This window comes from Extibacter sp. GGCC_0201 (genome assembly GCF_017566055.1).
Taxonomy (GTDB): domain Bacteria; phylum Bacillota; class Clostridia; order Lachnospirales; family Lachnospiraceae; genus Extibacter.
Genome location: NZ_JABFCH010000003.1, coordinates 1 through 21,127 on the forward strand (window position 1 = coordinate 1; position 21,127 = coordinate 21,127).

General features: G+C 49.1%; 17 protein-coding genes. 8 read left to right on the forward strand and 9 right to left on the reverse strand.

All coding sequences use genetic code 11. The features are described 5' to 3' along the window. Positions 1-214 precede the first annotated feature (214 nt). From HJV72_RS02525 to HJV72_RS02540, 4 genes are all read left to right on the forward strand, one after another. Positions 215-1,936 (forward strand): FAD-dependent oxidoreductase, encoded by a 1,722-nt coding sequence (locus HJV72_RS02525; RefSeq protein WP_208068396.1) that lies wholly within the window; start codon positions 215-217, stop codon positions 1,934-1,936. Positions 1,937-1,988: 52 nt separating this feature from the next. After that, positions 1,989-3,302, forward strand: coding sequence for a bile acid CoA-transferase BaiF (gene baiF / locus HJV72_RS02530; protein WP_208068397.1), 1,314 nt, complete (start codon positions 1,989-1,991; stop codon positions 3,300-3,302). 28 nt (positions 3,303-3,330) lie between these two features. Next, on the forward strand, positions 3,331-4,140 hold the full coding sequence (locus tag HJV72_RS02535; RefSeq protein WP_208068398.1) for an SDR family NAD(P)-dependent oxidoreductase: 810 nt from the start codon (positions 3,331-3,333) through the stop codon (positions 4,138-4,140). Between the two features lie 235 nt (positions 4,141-4,375). Then, a complete protein-coding gene (locus tag HJV72_RS02540; protein ID WP_066576263.1) occupies positions 4,376-5,125 on the forward strand; it encodes an SDR family NAD(P)-dependent oxidoreductase in 750 nt (249 codons plus the stop codon). A 127-nt stretch (positions 5,126-5,252) separates the two neighbouring features. On the opposite strand, the gene HJV72_RS02545 is transcribed toward HJV72_RS02540, so the two are convergent. Further along, positions 5,253-6,152, reverse strand: coding sequence for a LysR family transcriptional regulator (locus HJV72_RS02545; protein ID WP_208068399.1), 900 nt, complete (start codon positions 6,150-6,152; stop codon positions 5,253-5,255). Positions 6,153-6,359: 207 nt separating this feature from the next. On the opposite strand from HJV72_RS02545, the gene HJV72_RS02550 reads away from it, so the two are divergent. Both HJV72_RS02550 and HJV72_RS02555 read left to right on the forward strand, forming a co-directional pair. After that, positions 6,360-8,960 carry an EAL domain-containing protein gene (locus HJV72_RS02550; RefSeq protein ID WP_208068400.1) on the forward strand — a complete coding sequence of 867 codons (2,601 nt, stop codon included), beginning with the start codon at positions 6,360-6,362 and terminating at the stop codon, positions 8,958-8,960. Further along, complete coding sequence (locus HJV72_RS02555; RefSeq protein WP_208068401.1) at positions 8,957-12,541, forward strand: response regulator; 3,585 nt, start codon at positions 8,957-8,959, stop codon at positions 12,539-12,541. The genes HJV72_RS02550 and HJV72_RS02555 overlap by 4 nt, the downstream gene beginning before the upstream one ends. Positions 12,542-12,618: 77 nt before the next feature. Here HJV72_RS02555 and HJV72_RS02560 read toward each other — a convergent pair whose 3' ends face one another. Continuing rightward, positions 12,619-13,503: an AraC family transcriptional regulator gene (locus HJV72_RS02560; protein ID WP_208068402.1), complete on the reverse strand. Its 885-nt coding sequence runs from the start codon at positions 13,501-13,503 to the stop codon at positions 12,619-12,621. A gap of 134 nt (positions 13,504-13,637) precedes the next feature. Between HJV72_RS02560 and HJV72_RS02565 the strand changes: the two genes are divergently transcribed. Beyond that, positions 13,638-14,825, forward strand: coding sequence for an MFS transporter (locus tag HJV72_RS02565; protein ID WP_208068404.1), 1,188 nt, complete (start codon positions 13,638-13,640; stop codon positions 14,823-14,825). Here the strand turns inward: HJV72_RS02565 and HJV72_RS02570 are convergent. Next, positions 14,822-15,880, reverse strand: coding sequence for a tyrosine-type recombinase/integrase (locus tag HJV72_RS02570; RefSeq protein ID WP_208068406.1), 1,059 nt, complete (start codon positions 15,878-15,880; stop codon positions 14,822-14,824). The genes HJV72_RS02565 and HJV72_RS02570 overlap by 4 nt on opposite strands. A 237-nt stretch (positions 15,881-16,117) precedes the next feature. Beyond that, positions 16,118-16,477 (reverse strand): LysM peptidoglycan-binding domain-containing protein, encoded by a 360-nt coding sequence (locus HJV72_RS02575; protein WP_208068408.1) that lies wholly within the window; start codon positions 16,475-16,477, stop codon positions 16,118-16,120. A gap of 198 nt (positions 16,478-16,675) precedes the next feature. Here HJV72_RS02575 and lexA point away from each other — a divergent pair, with 198 nt between their 5' ends. Next, positions 16,676-17,293: a transcriptional repressor LexA gene (lexA, locus tag HJV72_RS02580; RefSeq protein ID WP_208068410.1), complete on the forward strand. Its 618-nt coding sequence runs from the start codon at positions 16,676-16,678 to the stop codon at positions 17,291-17,293. A gap of 63 nt (positions 17,294-17,356) precedes the next feature. Here the strand turns inward: lexA and HJV72_RS02585 are convergent, their stop codons facing one another. From HJV72_RS02585 to rsfS, 5 genes are all read right to left on the reverse strand, one after another. Continuing rightward, the gene (locus HJV72_RS02585; protein ID WP_208068412.1) at positions 17,357-18,460 is read right to left on the reverse strand and encodes a hypothetical protein; all 1,104 of its coding nucleotides are present in this window, start codon (positions 18,458-18,460) and stop codon (positions 17,357-17,359) included. Next, positions 18,438-19,334, reverse strand: coding sequence for an ABC transporter ATP-binding protein (locus HJV72_RS02590; protein ID WP_208068413.1), 897 nt, complete (start codon positions 19,332-19,334; stop codon positions 18,438-18,440). Before HJV72_RS02590 ends, HJV72_RS02585 begins: the two co-directional genes overlap by 23 nt. Continuing rightward, entirely contained in the window at positions 19,319-20,107 is a 789-nt protein-coding gene (locus HJV72_RS02595; RefSeq protein WP_208068414.1) for a hypothetical protein, read from the reverse strand. Before HJV72_RS02595 ends, HJV72_RS02590 begins: the two co-directional genes overlap by 16 nt. Continuing rightward, complete coding sequence (locus HJV72_RS02600) at positions 20,104-20,574, reverse strand: RNA polymerase sigma factor (RefSeq protein ID WP_208068415.1); 471 nt, start codon at positions 20,572-20,574, stop codon at positions 20,104-20,106. Before HJV72_RS02600 ends, HJV72_RS02595 begins: the two co-directional genes overlap by 4 nt. A gap of 197 nt (positions 20,575-20,771) precedes the next feature. Further along, the gene (gene rsfS / locus HJV72_RS02605; RefSeq protein WP_208068418.1) at positions 20,772-21,125 is read right to left on the reverse strand and encodes a ribosome silencing factor; all 354 of its coding nucleotides are present in this window, start codon (positions 21,123-21,125) and stop codon (positions 20,772-20,774) included. Between the last annotated feature and the right edge of the window lie 2 nt (positions 21,126-21,127).

Here is a 21,127-nt window from a genome sequence, read left to right on the forward strand (position 1 = left end):
AAATAGTCGGAGCCTCGGACGCATCGGAGCAGATGCCACCCGGCTCCCAGTCCGCGTCCACTTTACTTAAACTCACATTTGCGCGTGTGCCATAAACTAAACTTATGACATAGGATTATTTTCAAATTATACAGGCTGATTTTTAAATGCTAGAATGAAAGTAACAATTTAATGTTATTAAAATAACAAATGATTAGAAAAGGAGGAAGCATGAATGGCAAAATATGTTCCAGGCACATATGAAGGGATTGGCCGTGGTTACCGGGGGAAGCTTATCGTTAATGTGGCTGTCACGGAAGAGGAGATTACGGACATCAATATCATCAAGCATAAGGAGGTGCGGGGACTTGCATGGGATCTTCCCACATCTCCCATCGAGGTCATACCACCGCAGATTATCAAATACCAGTCACTGAATATCCCGCTTGTCAACGGGGCTGATCTGACAAGCAGCGCCATCCTGGATGCGGTTGCAGCAGCGCTGAAAGCTGCCGGGGCTACGGACGAGGATGTGGAAAAGTTAAAAGAGGCGCCCGGACCCGAAGCTCCCGAACCAAAAGATGAGATTCGTACGGTCGAAATCGCCGTATTCGGCGCCGGAGCAGGCGGCCTTGCGGCTGCAATCGAAGCAAAGGAAGGCGGAGCTGACGTAGTCCTTATAGAAAAGCAGGGCATCACAGGCGGTTCTACGGCCCGTTCAGGGGGAAAGCTCCTGGGAGCAGGGACGAAATGGCAGAAACAGCAGGGCATCTATGATACGAAAGAGATGTGTTACGAATATCTGATGGAAGTCGGCAACCGCAGAGGCGATTTCATGGATGCGGCAAAGAACCGTTATCTCATAGAAAATCTGAATGAAACGTTAGACTGGCTCACAACCATGGGTTATGAGGTACAGGACGTGGAAGCAATCCATGTATCCATGCAGCCGTGGCGTGTACATAACAGTATGGGAGGCGGCGGACAGACCAACGGTCAGGGCGGGGAGATAACCACTCCCATGACGCACCACTATGTAGATGCCCTGGGTGGAGAAATCGTCTATAACACTGCGCTGAAGGAGCTTCTGACAGATGAAGACGGCAAGGTAAACGGAGCCGTATGTGAGCGGACTGACGGATCCAAGCTGACGGTATATGCAACGAAAGGGGTCATCCTTTCCACTGGCGGATATGCCCGCAATAAGGAGATGTGTGCCCGGTATCCGGTGGCTCATTATTTCTCTACGGCACCAAAGAGCAATGTAGGTGAAGGCCTGATGGCAGCCGAGAAGATCGGTGCGCGCAACTTTGTGCATCCTGGCATTCAGGTAGTGTATACGAGCCTGACCTGCGGAATCGGAATCAATGACGAATCGGGACTGATTGTCAACCAACGGGGCGAGCGGGTCGTCAATGAATGGAGCTACCAGTACCATGTATCCGATGCACTGGCAGCCTCGGGAAGCAATTGCGGATGGTACATCACGAGCGGGGAGGAGCCTTATGGAGGTGTCCAGTATGGGTTCAAGCAGGCGGTGGAAGGAACAAGCCGTGACAAAGCCGCAGACAGCATCGAGGAGCTTGCCGCTATGATCAAGTGCGATCCTGCTGTGCTGCAGGCAACATATGACCGTTATACACAACTGGTTGCCAAAGGCGAAGACGAAGACTTTGGAAAGCCTGCCAGATTCCTGCATCCGATTGACGGGCCCAAATATGCGGCACTCAGGCTTCATCCATGTGTCACCGTTACATTCGGAGGACTGGAGACCGACATATCAGCACGTGTGCTTGATAATGAAGGCAAGCCGATACCCGGGCTGTATGCAGCAGGTGAAGTGGCGGACACCGGAATGTTCGGAACGGAGTATCCGACCTGTGGGACATCTATCGGAGGCGCTTTATTCTATGGAAGGATTGCAGGCCGTATGGCATCCGGGCAGTCCATGCTGTAGAAGACAGCAATATCGTTCATGAACACAGAACTATAGAAAGGAGAATGGAGAGATGGAAGGAACAGGCCTTAACAACTTTCCTCAGTTTGGCGTACTTGCAGGGGTAAAGGTAGTTGTATGCGGGGGCGCGATAGCGGGACCGTTCGGTGCGACACTGCTCGGAGAGACCGGGGCGGAAGTCGTACACTTTGAATCGCCGAAGAACCCGGACAGCACGCGCGGACATTATGGCTATTCGCAGAACCACCGCAACCAGATATCCATGGTTGCAGACATGAAGACGGAGGAAGGGCTTGGTATATTTAAAAAGCTCATCCAATGGACGGATATTTTTATCGAATCATCCAAAGGAGGCACTTATGAGAAGATGGGACTTACAGACGATGTGCTCTGGGAGCTCAACCCGAGGCTTGTCATCGTCCATGTCTCCGGATTTGGGCAGACCGGCGTGCCGGACTATATATCCCGTGCATCCTATGACGCTGTAGGGCAGGCATTTTCGGGTTATATGAGCTTTAACGGCACACCGGAAGAAGCCCTGAAAGTGTCGCCTTACCTGAGCGACTACGTTACGGCCCTCAACACGTGCTGGACCGCACTTGCCGCCTATATACATGCACTGCGCACCGGCAAAGGCGAATCCGTAGACGTGGCGCAGTATGAGTCGCTGGCACGCATACTGGATACGCGCCCGATAGAATACTTTACAGATGGAAAAGAATTTCCACGGACAGGCAACAAAGACTCCCAGGCCGCCTTGTTCAGCTTCTATACGTGCAAAGACGGAGGGACCATCTTTATCGGCATGAACGGATATGGACCGGTCCACCGTGGATATCCGCTTATCGGCCTGCCAAAGCCAGGTGACGGTGATCCGGAGATAGACCAGATCATCTCGGGATGGATGGCGGATACAGACCTTGGACGGAGGCTGGAGGCAGCAATGGAACAATTCGTGTCAGAGCATACCGTCGATGAAGTCGAAAAGATCATGCTGGAAAACCAGATTCCATGCCAGAAAGTATACTCTCTTAAAGACTGTTCAGAAGATCCGCAGTGGAAGGCAAGAGAAGTATTTGCCGAATGGGATGATCCTATGATGGGCAAGGTCAAAGGACTTGGCATCGTGAACAAGTGGAAGAACAATCCCGGTGAGATTAAATGGGGGGCTCCTCTGTTTGGAGAAAATAACGCGGAGGTACTGCGCGATCTCGGGTACACAGACGAAGAGGTCGAAGACTTTGCAAAACGCGGCATAACGGCATCCTTTGACTGGAAGCAGACTTACGACATCTATAAGCTGGAGCAATTGTTCCCGCATTACCGGGAAGGATTTACAGAGCACTGGAAGAAGCAAGACGAATAATGCTCAAGGAAAAAAGGAGGATAATCATATGAGATTTGAAGGAAAAGCGATTATTGTGACAGGAGCCAGTTCCGGTATCGGACGTGCCGCGGCACGGCAGTTTGCCATGGAAGGAGGGAGCGTCGTCGCTGCGGCACGGAGGATGGAACGCCTGGAAGAGCTGAAGGCAGAAGTGGAAGCAGACAAAGGGGCAGGACGTATCCTTCCTCTGCAGACGGATGTCCGGGTTCCGGAACAGATTGACCGTATGTTCGACACTTGTCTGCAAGCGTTCAAGCATGTGGATATAGTAGTCAACAATGCAGGGGTTCTGGACGGACAGCTCCCTATCCATGAGACGTCTCAGGAGATATACGATTATGAATATGAGACGAACCAGCGCGCAGTCTACCTAGGCTGCCAGCAGGCAGTCAAGATATTCCTTCAGCAGGGCACGCCTGCTAATATCGTAAATGTCGCTTCTGCCGCATCGATAAGAGGACTGAAAGGCGGCACGACCTATGTCATGACCAAGCATGCCGTGCTAGGCATCACGCGCAATATCTCTGCCAGCTTCTTTGAACGGGGAATCCGCTGTAATTGCATACTGCCCTGCAACATCAAGACGGAAATCAACCGGGCGGCCCGTGAAAAGCATATCGGAATTCTGGACTGGCAGATGCGTGCGGGCAACGCGGCTCCGATGCACACGATTACGCCGCACGTTGAAAACGCGAAGCCGATTCTGGGCCAGCCGGACGACTGTGCCAACCTCATTACATTTTTGGCTGACGATACTGCCGCCCGCTATATATCCGGTGCAGAGGTCAAAGTTGACGCAGGCTTCCTGAATATGTAACCACGAAGATTTTTTACGTGACAGCACATTTACGTCTTAAGATTATGATGTTGGAATTGACAGTGAAACTGCTGCTTTTGTCCGCGCGGATGTTATGTATTGGAGCGAATCGTAAACCATTCAGGTTGTAATATACAGTGCGTTTATCCAATGTCATAATGTGCTTAATGTTAAAGTTATATCAATCAAAGCTTTAGCACACAAAAGGCTAATCAGAAGAAAGGAAGGAACATTCATGAATCTTGTACAAGACAAAATCACAGTTATTACAGGTGGAACCAGAGGCATTGGATTCTCGGCAGCAAAGATATTCATCGATAACGGGGCAAAGGTATCCATATTCGGCGAGACACAGGAGGAGGTCGACACGGCGCTGGCGGAGTTGAAAGAACTCTATCCGGAAGAAGAAGTGCTTGGTTTCGCTCCGGACCTTACGTCACGGGATGAGGTTATGGCGGCGGTCGGTGCAGTGGCTGAAAAGTACGGCAGGCTTGATGTTATGATCAACAATGCCGGAATTACGATGAATACTGTATTTTCAAGAGTGACAGAGGAAGCATTCAAACATATGATGGATATCAACGTTGTCGGCGTGTTCAATGGAGCATGGGCCGCCTACCAGTGTATGAAAGATGCAAAGCAGGGAGTTATCATCAACACAGCTTCTGTTACCGGTATCTATGGATCCTTGTCAGGGGTTGGCTATCCGACGAGCAAGGCAGGGGTTATCGGCCTGACGCATGGTCTCGGACGGGAGATTATACGCAAGAATATCCGTGTCGTCGGTGTTGCACCCGGTGTCGTGGACACGGACATGACGAAAGGGCTTCCACCGGAAATACTGGATGACTACCTGAAATCATTCCCGATGAAGCGCATGCTGAAGCCGGAAGAGATTGCCAATGTGTATCTTTTCCTTGCATCCGACCTGGCCAACGGAATCACTGCCACTACAATCAGCGTGGACGGCGCCTACAGGCCATAATTGATAATATAAGCTACATACGGTTCGTTCATAGTTATAAGAAGAGCAGGTCTGGAAGATTCGACGTCATATCACGCGTACTCCAGCCTGCTCTATTTATATGCCTGAACAATCATGCCTGAATCATCTAATTGGTCTCCCCATCCGGCTCTTTCAGCGTCATCAGAAATTCTTCGCGTATAGGATTGGAACTGCTCTCCATATAGATGACCGAACAGCTTGTCTTCAGCTTACGTCCGGCTATCGGTACATAGGACAGCCCTGCCATAGGTACCTCTTTCATGCATTCAGGTACGATGCCAAAGCCGATGTCTGACCTGGCAAGCAGTGCCATGCTGTAATAATCATTGGCATAGATGACTTCATTGCCGCCAAGTCCGAGAAAGTTCATTACGTTCCATATCTGCCATTCATAAGAAGTAAAATCATTTTCCACAGTACGAAGCAGCGGTTTGCCGGCCAGCATGGAAGATTCCAGACAGTCACACTGTGCAAATTCGCTGGCGGAACTGAGGAGGAACAGGCATATGTCATGGCGGAGCGGATATGATTTCAGCCATTGGCTGTAGTTACGGTCATAATCGGATACGACCGCCAGATCCAGGTATCCGTCCTCCAGCTGCTGCAGGACTTTCTTCTTCCGCTTGCCATAGATCAGCTCTACCTGGGAGGAAGGATGCCCCTGGTAGAAACGGGTCACCAGCGGCGTGACAGCAAGCTGTTCATACGCGCCGGAATAACCGATCCGTACCTGTGGCTTATCTTCTTCCGACAGCTGGCGGGCATGAGAGACCGCCTGGTTGTAATCTGCCGTGATATACTGGCAGCGTTTATACAGGTAACCTCCGGCCTTCGTGAGGGTAACTCCTGTATTGCTTCTGTTAAAGAGTTTAAAGCCCAGTTCCTCTTCATACTTTTTAATCTGCAGGCTCATGGCAGTCTGGGATATGAACTGTTCATTGGCCGCTTCTGTAAAGTTCAGATATTTAGCGGCGGAAAGAAAGAATGGAAGCCGTTTGATACTCATAGCACAGTACCTCCTGTCATGGTTCTATTGTATCATAAATCAAGCCTGTGGCAATGGAGAATTGTCTTGATAAACGATAACCCGCATGGTACAATATGCTAAGATAACTATAGATACAGCTAATTTAGAACGAATCGGACCGGACAGGAGGAATTGGCACTATTTCCCCCTGTCCGACTTCTTGTCCGGGTACTTGGGGAGATATCCATGAATGTGAAAAAGAAAATCTTAGTAGTGGAAGATAATGAAATCAATCGAATGCTGCTGTGTGAAATCCTGAAGTCGGAATATGAAGTGCTCGAGGCGGAAAACGGTCAGGAAGCCCTCGCAGTACTGGAAAAATGCAACGATGAGATATCCTTGATTCTCCTCGACATAGTCATGCCGGTCATGGACGGGCATACCTTTCTTTCTGTCATACAGAAAACGCCATCTTTCGCATCGGTTCCTGTCATTGTAACGACCCAGAGCGACAGCGAAGAAGATGAGATTGCGGCATTGTCAAGCGGGGCCACCGAATTTATCACAAAGCCATACAGGCCGCAGGCGATACTGCGCAGGGTTGCAAGCATCATCCGCCTGCGGGAGACGGCTGCCATCATCAACCAGTTCCAGTTCGACAGCCTGACAGGTCTGTACAGCAAGGAATTCTTTTACCGCAGGGTGAAGGAGACGCTTGAACATAATCCGGAGAAGGAATATGATATCCTCTGTTCGGACATTGAGAATTTTAAGCTTGTGAATGATATCTTCGGAGTACCTGCCGGTGACCGCCTGCTCTGCAGCATAGCATCAATCTATGCAAAGCTCGTGGGCGATAAGGGCATCTGCGGACGTCTGCATGCGGATCAGTTTGCCTGCCTGCTGGAGCGCAGATATGATTATGCAGATGAGTTTTTTGTGCAGGCTGACACAGAACTCGGGAAGATAAGCAACATGCGTAATACTGTGATGAAATGGGGCGTCTATGCCGTCGAGGACCGTACGCTCGCCGTAGGACAGATGTGTGACCGTGCACTTCTGGCGGCGCGGAAGATTAAGGGCCAGTATGGAAAGCACTATTCAAGATATGATGATGACCTGCGTAATCAAATGCTGCACGAGCAGGCAATAACAGATATCATGGAAGAGGCCCTGGCAGAAGGACAGTTTGTCATCTATCTGCAGCCCAAATACAGTATCAGCACCGACAGGCTGGCCGGTGCTGAAGCGCTTGTGCGTTGGGAACATCCGCAATGGGGTATCCAGTCTCCGGCAGCCTTTATACCATTATTCGAGAAGAATGGTTTTATAACCAAGCTGGACCAGTACGTCTGGGACAGAACTTGTGCTGTCATGCAGGAATGGGATGAGAAGGGTTATCCGCCCATACCCATATCTGTCAACGTATCCCGGGCCGATGTCTATCAGGTGGACTTGACAGAGGTCCTGATGAAGACCGTCCAGACATATGGCATACCCCCTTCACGTCTTCATCTTGAGATTACAGAGAGTGCCTATACAGAGGACCCTGAACAGATCATCACTACCGTCCGCCGCCTTCGGAAACTGGGATTTATCATTGAGATGGATGATTTTGGAAGCGGATATTCTTCCCTGAATATGCTAAACCAGCTGCCTCTCGATATATTGAAGCTGGATATGAAATTTATCCAGAGCGAGACTGCGAAGCCGATTGACAAAGGGATACTGGGCTTCATCATGGGACTTGCGCGGTGGATGAAGTTAAGTGTGGTGGCGGAAGGTGTGGAGACACGGGAACAGCTGGAGCGGCTGAGGGAGATAGGCTGTGATTTCGTGCAGGGCTACTTTTTTGCACGTCCCATGCCATGTGACGATTTCGAGGCGCTCCTGAAACGGCTGGATACGGAAGTAGCTGAAAAGGACACGCCGCCGGGTAAGAGCCTGCAAGGGGAAGTATCGCTTGGATATATACTCATAGCGGAAGAAGATGAAACATACCGCCGTGAACTGCGAAGCCTGTTTGGCGGGAGGTATCAGATTGCGGAGACAGCTACAGGACAGGAGACTCTGGGTTTTATCATACGCTTTGAACGTGAGATCTCAGCGGTCGTCCTGAGCCTGACACTGCCTGATATGGACGGCTTTTCTATACTGGAAGTTCTCCAGAGGGAGAAGAACGTCTGGAATATCCCGGTCATTGTCACCGGGCAGCCGGATATACGTATGGAAGAACAGGCCATCGAAGCAGGCGCCGATGATTTTGCATATAAGCCTTATTCTTCCAGCATGATGGAAAGGCGGCTGGCTCATGCGATGAGGCGTACGATGACTTATGAGCGGGAACAGGCATTACAGGCAGAAGCGGGGAGGGATTATCTGACTGGACTTCTGAACCGCCGGGGACTCAGCGAGGCATCCAGAGCGCTTCGCAAAGAAGATGCCCCTCTGGCAGTATATCTTTTTGATCTGGACGATTTGAAACAGATTAATGATACGTATGGACATGAGGGCGGAGACCGGCTTATTAAGAAGTTTGGATCGCTGCTCAGTGAACACACGAGAAGCAGCGATATTCTGGCCCGGTTCGGAGGCGATGAATTTATTGCCGTCATAAGGCAGATGGGAGCGGTCGATACAGCGCTGAAAAAGGGAGAGGAGATCTGCAGGGCTTTCCAGGAAGGCGAGCTGACGGAGCACTTTGCTACGAGCTGTACAGGTGGTGTCGTCATATGGGATTATGATGTGCCCATAGCCAATATAATCGTTGAGGCGGATAAGGCATTATACCGTGCCAAGCGGGGAATGAAGGGCCACTGCTGCATACAAAAAGGATGTGACATATGATAAGACAATTAACAGCGTTAGAAACAGTAAAACAATTCTGCCAAAGCTGGTTTGAACTGCGTGATCTGGAAGCGACAATATCCTTCCTGTCGGATAACATAAGCTTCGTGGGAAGCGGGTGTAATGAAGCCGCCCGGGGCAAAGAGGCGATGACAGACTATCTCAAACAGGACATCTCAGAGATTATGGAGCCTTTTGCATGTGATATGTCGGTTATCTATGAGCAGTCGCCAACGGAAGGCGTACGGAGCCTTTCTGTGGAAATCACACTTAAGAATTCGATGTACACCTGGTATCTGCGGGGATTCTATGTCCTTGTCCTGGAACAGGGCATATGGAAGATATTCAGCATTCATGTGGCAGAGCCAAGCAGAAATCAGACCGGCGGCGAGCACTATCCGCAGACATTGGTTATGGAACACATCGCCAGACAGCGTCAGAAGCTGCTGAACGATTCTGTCCCGGGCGGTATGATGGGAGGATACATAGAAGAAGGGTTCCCGTTCTACTTTATCAACCGTAATATGCTGGATTATCTTGGTTATGAAGATGAAGATGATTTTTATACGGATATCGGCGGCATGATTTCCAATTGTATGCACCCGGACGACAAGGAGATGGTAGATGCAGAAGTCGCTGTCCAATTGGAGCAGGGTGATGAATATGCAGTGGATTACCGGATGAAGAAGAAAGATGGAACTTATATATGGGTTCATGATGTCGGCCGGAGGACGGTCGCTGAAGATGGAAGGGACGCAATCTCGTCTGTCTGTGTCGATATTACAGGCCAGAAAAAGGCGCAGGAAGAAGTGCTGCATCTCTACAATAATATCCCCGGTGGCGTGTTCCAGTGCAGATTTGATGAGGATTTTACAGTAATCGGGGCCAACGACGGGCTCTTTGAATTCCTCGGCTACAGCAGAGAAGAATTTGCCGCTATGGGGAACCGGATGTCGGCCGTCATCTATCCGGAGGACCTCTCTGTCATGCCGGATAAGCTGAACGGCCAGCTTAAGCACGGCAATACGATTCAAAACCAGAACCGTCTTGTCTGTAAAGACGGAAGCCTCAAATGGGCTTCTGTCAAAGCGCAGCTCTTCACAGAGCAGAACGGGGAGCGGCATTTTTACTGTGTACTCGTAGATATTACTGAGGAAAAGCGTCTGCAGGAACGGGTCAATGAACTGTATGAGCAGGAGATGACTTATTTTGCAGAGCTTTCATCGAAGGACGGTACATTTCAGGGACGTATCAATATCACACAGAATAAGATGGAGAATTACATATCGACAGCGAATGTTGCCGTATCCCGTGTCGGGGACACTTACGACCAGACGGTTGAGAACCTGGCTGATTCAGCCGTGGAAGAGAAGTACGGGCATCTTCTGCGGGAAACGCTCGAACGTTCGAAGGTACTGGCGGATTACGCGGCCGGAAAGGTGGATTATAATTTCAGCTTTCTTCGCAGGCGTAAGGATGGAACAGCCTTCTGGAGCGGTTCCAGCTTCCGTTCCTGCCTCAATCCGGAAACCGGCGATGTGATGATGTTCTTCTATACGCAGGACATTACGGAGCAGAGGCTGCAGGAACAGCTGCTGAAGAAGATTACGAAGCTCGATTATGATATCATCACTGAGATTGACATTACAACTTCCGGATACCGGCTTGTCGGGTTTTCTGATGAGTGGGACCAGTCGATTCCTCTACAGGGAGACTTTCAGCAGCAGATCCGCGAAGTGGCCGGCCGGTGTATGGAAGAAGATGCAGAAAAGGAATTTCTGGAAAAGCTGGACTATACCTATATGAAAGAGCGTCTGGCAAATCAGAATTCGTACACTTTTATACTGGAATTAAAAGAGGCACGCGGCATACGGGTCAAGAGATTCCAGGTGTTCTTTATCAACGAGGACCTGGGGCGCGTCTGTATGACAAGGGCAGACGTTACAGATGTAGTGAGACAGGAGCAGAAGCAGAAGGAAGAACTTGCGGGCGCGCTGGTGGCAGCCGAGCAGGCCAACGCTGCGAAGTCAGATTTTCTTTCCCGCATGAGCCATGAAATCCGCACCCCTATGAATGCCATCATCGGTATGAGCACCATAGCGGCCCAGTCCATTGGTGACGACGAGCAGATTGAGGACTGCATATCCAAGATAGGCATCTCTTCACGGTTCCTCCTGTCTTTGATTAACGACATTTTGGATATGAGCCGGATTGAGAGCGGAAAGATGCTGTTGAAAAGTGAAAGGATTCCAACCGAAGAATTTCTGAACGGCATCAATTCTATCTGCTATTCACAGGCCGCTGCCAAGCAGGTGGATTATGAATGTATCATAGACCCGGTTCTTGATGATTACTATGTAGGGGACGCGATGAAGCTTCAGCAGGTGCTGATCAATATCCTGTCCAATGCCATCAAGTTCACCGGCGAAGGAGGTAAAGTGACGTTTTCTGCTGCAGAACGGAGAAAGACCAAGTCTGATGCAGTTCTGCGCTTCATCGTAAATGATACGGGTGTCGGCATGGATGAAGATTTTGTGCCCCATATTTTCGAGCCATTCTCACAGGAATCTACCGGAACGACCGCATTATACGGGGGTACGGGACTGGGGCTTGCCATCTCCAAGAATATCGTAGACCTGATGGACGGCAATATTGCGGTGCGGTCCATCAAAGGAATAGGTACCGAATTTACGGTAGACGTCAAATTAGGAATCAGCGAGGAAGAGAAGCTCCGCCACCATCAGAAAAAGCAGGTGTATAACTTCTCTCATCTGAAGACGCTTGTCGTAGACGACGATGTGGCTGTATGTGAAAGCGCTGTCGTGACCTTGCATGAGATGGGGATTACGGCAGAGTGGATAGACAGTGGGAGAAAAGCGGTGGATAAGGTAAGGAAATTATGGGGAGAGGGCCGCTATTATGACATGATTCTCATAGACTGGAAGATGCCGGAGATGGACGGGCTTGAAACCGCGCGCCGTATCCGGTCTATCGTAGGGCCAGAGGTCACCATTATCATCATGACAGCCTACGACTGGGTGGCGATTGAGCATGAAGCGAAGCTGGCAGGCGTAAATCTGCTGATGAGCAAGCCGATGTTCAAGTCAGCGTTGATATCCGCATTTACAAAGGCTCTGGGAGAGAAAGAAGAGCAGGAGAAGAAGCCGGAGCCTGAGGATTATGACTTTACAGGCAAACGGATCCTTCTGGCCGAGGATAATGCCATCAACACCGAGGTGGCCGTAATGCTGCTGGAGAGCAAAGGGTTCCAGGTGGATACATCAGAAAATGGCCTGCGGGCGCTGGAGATGTTCAGCAAATCCCCGGCGGGATACTATGATGCCATCCTCATGGATATCCGCATGCCGATTATGGACGGGCTGACAGCCGCCTCCAATATACGGCACCTCAGCAATTCTGACGCAGTGGATATTCCTATCATCGCCATGACTGCGAATGCCTTTGACGATGATATCGAGAAGAGCAAGGCGGCCGGAATGGACGCACATCTTGCCAAGCCGATTGATCCGGGCCGAATGTATCAGACGTTATATGATTTTATATATGAAACAGAACCATAAAATTATATATTAAGGAAGACAGCCCTCCTGGGAGACGGGCGGCATCTGCCGCTCCATTCCAAAAGGGCTGTCTTTGGCTATCTGTCCCGTATCCGGTATTCGGAAGGCGTACACTTGTAAATTTCCTTGAAGGATTTTGAAAAATAGCTCATCTCACTAAAGCCGCACTGCTGTCCTATGTACGATATCTTCCACTGCGTCGCGTCCAATAATTCAGCCGCATGCTGCAGCCGGTATTTTTTCAGGTATGCTATCGGTGAGATACCGAGTACATTCCGAAAACATCGTAAGCACTCGCTTTCGCTGATGGAAGCACTGTCTGAAATACTTTGAACAGTGACATTTTCTGAAAAGTTGTCCTTTATATACGTAAGCATTGTTTTTATCCGTTCGCTATGCTGGACTGTTCTTTTCTGATTAGCAGCTGATATTTCCGGATGATTTTGATTAATTAACACAAATAATCGTGTCAGTAGATAACGGACATTCACTTCAAAACCATAATCGCTGTGAAGACATTCCAGCCAGGCGGACTGTATGAGGCTCTTAGCCTCATTATGGTCTGCTTTATTGAGTGGCAGCATCGTAATCCCAGAGTCTGCCGTAATAGGCCGTACGTATTTACGCCAGAAGACGCTGTCCATGTTACCCCCGATCAGATTGGCATGGAATACCAGAGAATCTGTAGAACAGCCCTCTGCATTCTGGCTCTGCATCATATGCAGTATGCTGCTGTTTATGAAAAAGCATTCTCCTTTCGTGAGCTTACATTGCCCATCCGGCGTTGTGACGGTAATGATTCCATCACGTACGATTCCAACCTCTAATTCCTCATGCCAATGCCATGGTATTGACTTTTGTTTCAAATCATCAAAATAACATGCGACAGGAAATTCCGCCGTCCCATCCTCTAAGAATTCATGTCTTTGGCTGTCGATAGTGGTATCACCAAATGTCAGCATTTCATTCCTCCATATCTTGACTGTATTGTCATATTAACTGGCTGAATCCTATTACTATTTTGTCTTTTTAGCTGTTATAATTATATCATGAAAAAAATTGGCTGCAAGAACATCTTTTTACCCGGAGGTATATTATGCTTAAATTCAAAAAAAATCCATGGCTTATGCTCACCGTGGCAAGCCTCCTAAGTTATCTGCTCTTCGGGCTGTTCGACAGTCTGAAAGGCTCTACCTTATCTAATCTTCTGGAAGATATGAACTTTAATTATTCCATTGGCGGGACTATCGTTATGGGGCAATATGCAGGGTATTTTGCCGCAACTTTCCTGGCGGGCTTTCTGACGGATTATTGTGGACAGAAAGCAGCCTTGGTCTTCGCCGGAATCTGTATGTCACTGGGCGTCACCGGATACTCATTTTCCTCTGCAATGCCTCTGCTCATCATATTCATCTTTCTTATGGGCATGGGGCTTGGCGCATTAGAACTGGTTGGATGTAATATCATTACAGAATGCTATCCGGATAAGAAGGGCGGGTATCTCAGCATACTGACTGCCATTGCCGGACTTGGTGCCATCCTGTCACCGGCCATTGCAGGATATATGCTCAATGCAGGCCTATCATGGCGTATGGTCTATAGATATGGCCTGCTGATTCTCGTGCCCGCCACCATTTACTTTTGCTTCATAAATGAATCTGCAAAGCTTAAGGCGATGCGGAAGAAAGCAAAGTCGCAGAAGGAAAACGAAGCATTCGGCATACGCGGCAGCTTCTCCCAAAAAGGAATCCTGCTCATGTATCTGGTTAACTTTTCATATATGGCGGCAGAAATGGGAGTTGCGACATGGATGGTAGATTTCTATAGAAAAGAGAAGCTGTTCTCCATAGCAGACAGCTCCAGGTTCCTGTCCATGTTCTATATCGGCATAACACTTGGCCGGTTACTAGGAAGCGTTTTCGTAGACAGGATAGGGCGTAGAAGATGTGTACTGATTGCATCGGCAGCCGCTTTCATCTGCATGTTCTTAGGTATATTCGGCTCGTCGCTGTTCGTCATATGCGCAGCGCTCACCGGCCTTTTTTACTCTATTATCTTCCCGGCAGGGACCGCTATTATCTCCAGCCTGCCACATGGGGATTCTGCCAGGATACAAGGCATTTATTTTGCATGCGGAGGGCTTGGCGGCATGTTTGGCCCTTGGATTATGGGAATCGTCAGCGATTTTATGGGAATAAGCTGGGGAATGGCTCTTGGCTGCGTATTCTGTGCGGGAATCTTTCTTCCCATCCTGCTTCTGAAGCAGCAGGACGGGAAGCTCTAGCCTTCCCGCAGCTTTACCGCAGATGCCGCCTTCCTGCGTCTGTCTTCGTCGATGGCGGCATAATGCTTCTTCGTCGTATTGACGTCCTTGTGGCCGAGCACATCAGCCACAAGATAGATGTCGCCGGTCTCTTTATAAAGCGAAGTTCCATAGGTGCTTCTGAGCTTATGTGGTGTAATCTTTTTGTTCGGGGTCACCTGGCGGGCGTATTTCTTCACCATGTTCTCCATCGCCTGGATTCCCATACGACGGCGCTGGGTAGAGAGGAAGAGGGCATTTTCATGGCCGGAGAGGGGAGTGGCGGCCGCGCGGTCCCCGGTTATATAGCTTTTCAGCGCCTTCTCAACCTCTTCTCCAAAATAGACGACCATCTGGCTGCCGCCTTTACGCGTCACTGTAATTCCATTGTTCTTGAAATCCACATCCGTCAGGTCAAGTCCGACGCATTCCGATACGCGGATTCCGGTTCCAAGAAGCAGAGTCAGAATCGCCAGGTCCCTGTCCTTTGTCTTGTGGTAATACGTCAATGCCTGTCCGGATAGCTTGCCTGCGCACGTCTCTACATAATCAAGAAGCAGGGCGACCTCATCCGCGTCCAGACGTATGATCGCCTTGTCATGCAGCTTTGGCATGTCCACAAGCAAAGTGGGGTTTTTCGTGATTATCTGATGCTTGAAATAATATCCATAGAAGCTCCGGAGCGCGGACATCTTTCTGGACAGGCCTTTTTCACTGTTCGTGATCAATCCGTCTTCATGCCTGTATACCTTCAGGTATTCCATATATTCTTCTATATCAACCGGTTCCAGCTTTTCAAGATCGGCTGCCTCGAACTGGTCTATCGAATAATTCTTATAGCTTGGATTGGCCTCCATAAGAAAATGAAAGAAAACCCTTATATCATAAGCATAGTTGATCCTCGTCCTGGCCGATGACTTTGGTTCCATCGCCCGGAAATAATCCTTTGCAAATGGCGGCAGCGTCTTTAGGACTTCCCTGAGACGCAGCGTCTGGTCAATCTGTGTCTGTTCGTGATAGGTTCTCGGTTCTGGCATAATTATAAAATCCCCCTTATCCTGACATATTCAGAGCTGTCCGCAGCACCTGAATTAATGTGATTATATCATTATTAGATAATCCTGTCCATATCTTTTGGAAAAATCGGTATTTGTCGTATAGATATATGCACAGTATAACGGCGGCATGTCCTGTATATAAATGCTTCACTGCTCTTTCGGACATGCCGCCAATAGGTGAGTATAATATATATAAGGCTATAAAAGCTTATATATCTATCTGAACGCAGTATCATAATACGCTATGGTCAGATACTGGCTGTCCTGGATATCATCAGAATCCAGTCCGTTGATCATCTTAACTTCATTAATATATTCATTCACGGAACTATATTCATCGGTCATAAATTCTTCCGCGATTCCCCAGAGCGTATCGCCTGGCTGTATCTCAATGCTTTTGTAATATCTGTGTTCTACCGGGGCTTCCTCACGGCTGCCGCTGGCATCAGAAAAATTGCAGCCGAGCAGGACGCTCATGCACAGGACCAATACGAGTGCCGATATCGCTGCCGTGAATTTCTTCATGTATACTTGTCTTCTTCTTTTGCTTGCCGCATATAACCTGTGTGCATTCATAACTTCCCCTCCTTGTCACTCTCTGTCGAAACGAACAACTGTTCTATAAGAGGATTATACATTCCGAACGCACGTTTGTCAATAGTATTCCGATAATTAATCGAACATATTTTCTAAACATTTGTTTGCTTTTTTACTTTTGCTATGATAGAATAAGTATAAAAGCAGAAAGTACGGATGAAATTAAGGAGGTTTCTTATGGCACAAGGTAAAATCAGTCCAAAGCAGCAGGAAATATTAGAATACATAAAATCACAGATACTCGAACGGGGATTTCCACCTGCAGTGCGTGACATCTGCGAAGCCGTAAATCTTAAATCCACCTCTTCGGTCCACTCCCATCTGGAGACGCTGGAGAAGAACGGATATATCCGCAGAGATCCGACCAAACCTAGAGCAATCGAGATTCTGGATGATTCCTTTAATTTTACGAGACGGGAAATGGTTAACGTGCCGATTCTGGGCCGCGTGGCCGCAGGGGAACCCATTCTAGCCGAGCAGAATATCGAGAACTACTTCCCTATCCCGATGGAATATATGCCGAACAAACAGACATTCATGCTCAAGGTTAAAGGGGAAAGCATGATCAATGCCGGTATCCTTGACGGGGACTACGTATTGGTGGAGGAACGCAAGACCGCACGCAACGGAGAGATGGTAGTCGCGCTTGTGGAGGACGGAGCTACGGTCAAGACTTTTTATAAGGAAGAAGGCATTATCCGCCTGCAGCCGCAGAATGACACGATGGATCCCATCATCGTGCGTGACGTCCAGATATTGGGCAAAGTAATCGGCGTATTCCGTTTTTTTGATTAGAACCCTTACATAGAAGAAGCACCGGTCAAATTGTCTTATGATCGGTGCTTCTTTTCATACGTCCTATGTTACCTGATGGCCTCCGAATATTCTTCTCGAACCGGCCCAGGCGACGATGCCCATCATGGCCGTAAGAATGACATTCAGCCATGACATCGGAATATCAAGCGCACCGATACTCATATCCTTCATGCCGAGCACCAAGGCTATATTGAAGTCGCCCGATGGCATGATAGACAGAAGCTGGTTGAACAGGAGTATATCCAGCTTACCGATCAGCACGATTGGAAGAACATACAGGAACAGGGCAGACAGGACGGCCGTAAATGAATTCCTGGAAAGTGCGGACAGAAGCAGGGTCATACATGTCAGAAGTATGCAGCCGACAAGTGCAAATACAGCGACCAACACCAGTGCAGACAGGCAGCTGACCGTATAAGGTACAGACCAGAACAATCCATGCACCGCTACCTGTACCGACGCGTCCCACCCTGTGGTTCCGTATTGTATCAGCATTGTCGCTGCAGGCACACCAATGGTAAATAGACCGAGCAGGACGGAGAAGCTGACGGATGCCAGAATCTTGGCATAGATGCAGGTGCTTTTCCCTTTTTTCCCCGTCAGTATGAGGGCATCCATACCAGTTGCGTATTCTTCCGAGAACACCGGCGCCACGGTGATGACTATCAGAAATCCAGCTATGAGAAGCATGGATTCTATGCACACCATGGCCGTCTCCCATCCTCTCGTATAACCTATCTCGAATGGATTTTCTTTCGTCTGCGGATAGAACTCTTCTATGTCATCGCCGCTCACCGGCTCTGCCTCATCCCAAGAATCCAGGACGAACATGGCGGCTATCGATTTCGTCATCCAGTCTCCTTCATACGCTAGCGCTTCGGGATTACCGGATGCGATGGCTGAATGAAGGATATCATTCACTTTATCGGCATCCAGTGTTCCACTGTACCGGTCTGTGACAGCCTTATCATATGCCATGGCTTCCCTTCCGTGATATGTCTGTCCGTCTGCAGTCTTAACGACCAGACCTGCAGCACTCTGGTTGACGAGCAGTATGGCCATAACGGCCACATAGGCTCCAAGCGCTGCCAGGACGATCTTCTTATGGAACAGCTTGCCAAATTCAAAACGAAACAGCTGTATCATAGATCTCATCTCCTTCCCCGCTGAAATAATGGAGGTATATATCTTCCAGCGTCGCTTCTGTCTGTACCGCATCCTTTGATGGCCTGTCCTCTGACACGATTCGTAAGATGATCTTGTCTTCTTTCCTCTTTGCATTGACAATCGTATACCTTTCCCCCATCGCTGCCGCGGTGGTCGGAGATACCGCACATTCCCACACGATGCCCCCTGTCTCCGATGTAATCTCTTCCAGCGTTCCGGCTTTGAGCAGCCGCCCTTTCTTCATGATGAAGATTTTATCTGCGATGTATTCCACATCGGCCACGATATGGGTAGACAGGAGCACGATCTTATCTTTTGAGAAGGAACTGATGAGATTCCGGAAACGAACGCGCTCTTTGGGATCAAGGCCTGATGTCGGTTCATCCAGCACGAGAATATAAGGGTCATTCAGCATCGCCTGGGCGATGCCGAGCCTGCGCTGCATTCCCCCGGAGTATGTTTTGATCTTCTTGTTCTTTTCCTGAAGCAGTCCGGTGAGCCTTAGCAGTTCTGTGGAGCGCTCCATGGCAGCCGCCTTGTCGAGCCCCTTTAGCGCTGACATGTAAAGTAGGAATCTGAGCGCGGTAAATTCCGGATAATATCCAAACTTCTGAGGCAGATATCCCAATACGCTCCGATACTGCTCTCCCATCTGATGGATATCCTGATGGCAATAGCGAATCATACCGGAAGTCGGATCCAGTATATCGCATATCAGGCGCATCAGTGTCGTCTTGCCCGCCCCATTTGCTCCAAGAAGCCCATATACGCCTGGACCAAGGCTCATATCCAGCCGGTCGACAGCCAGCTTCGTTCCGTAATATTTTGTGACCTGCTCTAATTGTAATTCCATATCTCATCCCATCCTTTCTCTTTTTGACCGATGAACCTTACATAAGACCAGATCTGGACACCGAGGATGATTGCGGCTGCGATGGGCAGGAGGGCTGAGACGGCAGTGCCCATGCTCCCTGCAAGTACATCCTCTATCCGTTCTTTGTAGCCCTGTATATACAGAGATGCACAGCTTAACACAGCTCCTGCACATACGATTATATAGCCGGAGGCGGTTCTTCTTATCTTACGTATGAGATACAGGTAGACGGAACTGGATAAGGCGAACGGAACGACTACCCAGTAGAGATAACTGCTCAATGACGAGCCAGCCCGTACCATCGCTGCCAAAAAGACAGCTAATATGCACGTATCCGCCACCCCGAATATGAGCAGCCTCATGATGCATATCTCCTTCAGGCTGTATCTGGCAGACTGCTCCAGTTCCCACATGCCGTCCGAAAAGCTGCAAAGCAGTACCGGAAACACGGTGACGCCCAGCATCGGTGCGCCCACCGATAAGACGGTGAGCGCTCCGGACCTAGGAGCATGCATAATGACCCACAGCCCAAGTATCAGCAGGATGCCCTGTATAAGCCAGAGAGCCTTTGGAATGTAGACTATCTGTGTCATAAGGCGCATCCGGTAGTTGCTCCTGCTTAGCAGAAAAGCTCTGGCACGTTCCGTTTGAAGCGCATGTATCATGGCATTTCTTTGTTCCGGGGTTGCCTCCGGACACTTATATTCGTTCAGAAGCAGCTGTAGTTTTTTTTCTGTTTTAGAAAGGCTCAAATCAATTCCTCCTCATTCAGCAGATGCCGAAGCTTCCCGATGCTTTGGCGCAGACGGGACTTGACAGTCGGTATCTTGCTATCCGTTATAATCGCTATCTCCTTTATAGAAAGTTCATGGTAGAATCTCAGAATTACTACATCCCTCTGCATACGAGGCAGCTTCTCAAGCGCTGCCCTGATGACCTGTCCCCGCTCCAGATGTCTGAGATTCCTGTCCGTCTCCGCCTTATCTGGCATCCTGCCAAGCGTGACGTCTTCTGACGGAACCTCTTTCTGCCTGCGGAAGTAGTCATAACAGACATTCCGTGCTATACGGAACAGCCATGCCTTGAACTTCCGTTTTTCCACATAGGTGTCATAAAACCGGATCAACCGCAGGAATGTCTCCTGCGTACAGTCACAGGCGGCATCTTCGCTGCCTGTCATGTAATATGCAAAGCGAAAGATTTCATCATAATACTGCATTATCTCTTTATCGTCCAGTTTCCGGCACCTTCTTTCTGTCTGTAAAACGTCTTACATATATATAACGCGTAAGCTCCTGGAAAAGATTTAAATATTTTGGAGAAAAAATCGAAGAGCCGGAACCAGGTACGGGGATATTATCGCATTAGCGTCCCCATACCTGATTCCGGCTCTTTCCATATTATGAATATCCGGCATTAGTCCAACGCTTCGCGCTGTACTGCCTTTCCGTCATTCCAGATCCGTTCCAGGTTGTAGAACGAACGGTTCTCTTTTTCAAACACGTGCACGATGATATCACCATAGTCCATCAGCACCCATGAACCGCTGTTCTTGCCTTCCTGCTGTCTCAGGTGGTAGCCGGCCTTTTCCATCTTTTCATCTACGTGTTCGACGAGCGCTTTGATCTGGCTGTCGCTTGTTCCGTCTGTGATGATGAAGTAATCCGCAAGTACCGATATCTGGGATATATCGATAATCTGTATATTCTCACCTTTTTTATCAGATAAGGCATCGTATGCGATGCGGGCCATCTCTACTGCATGTTCCATAT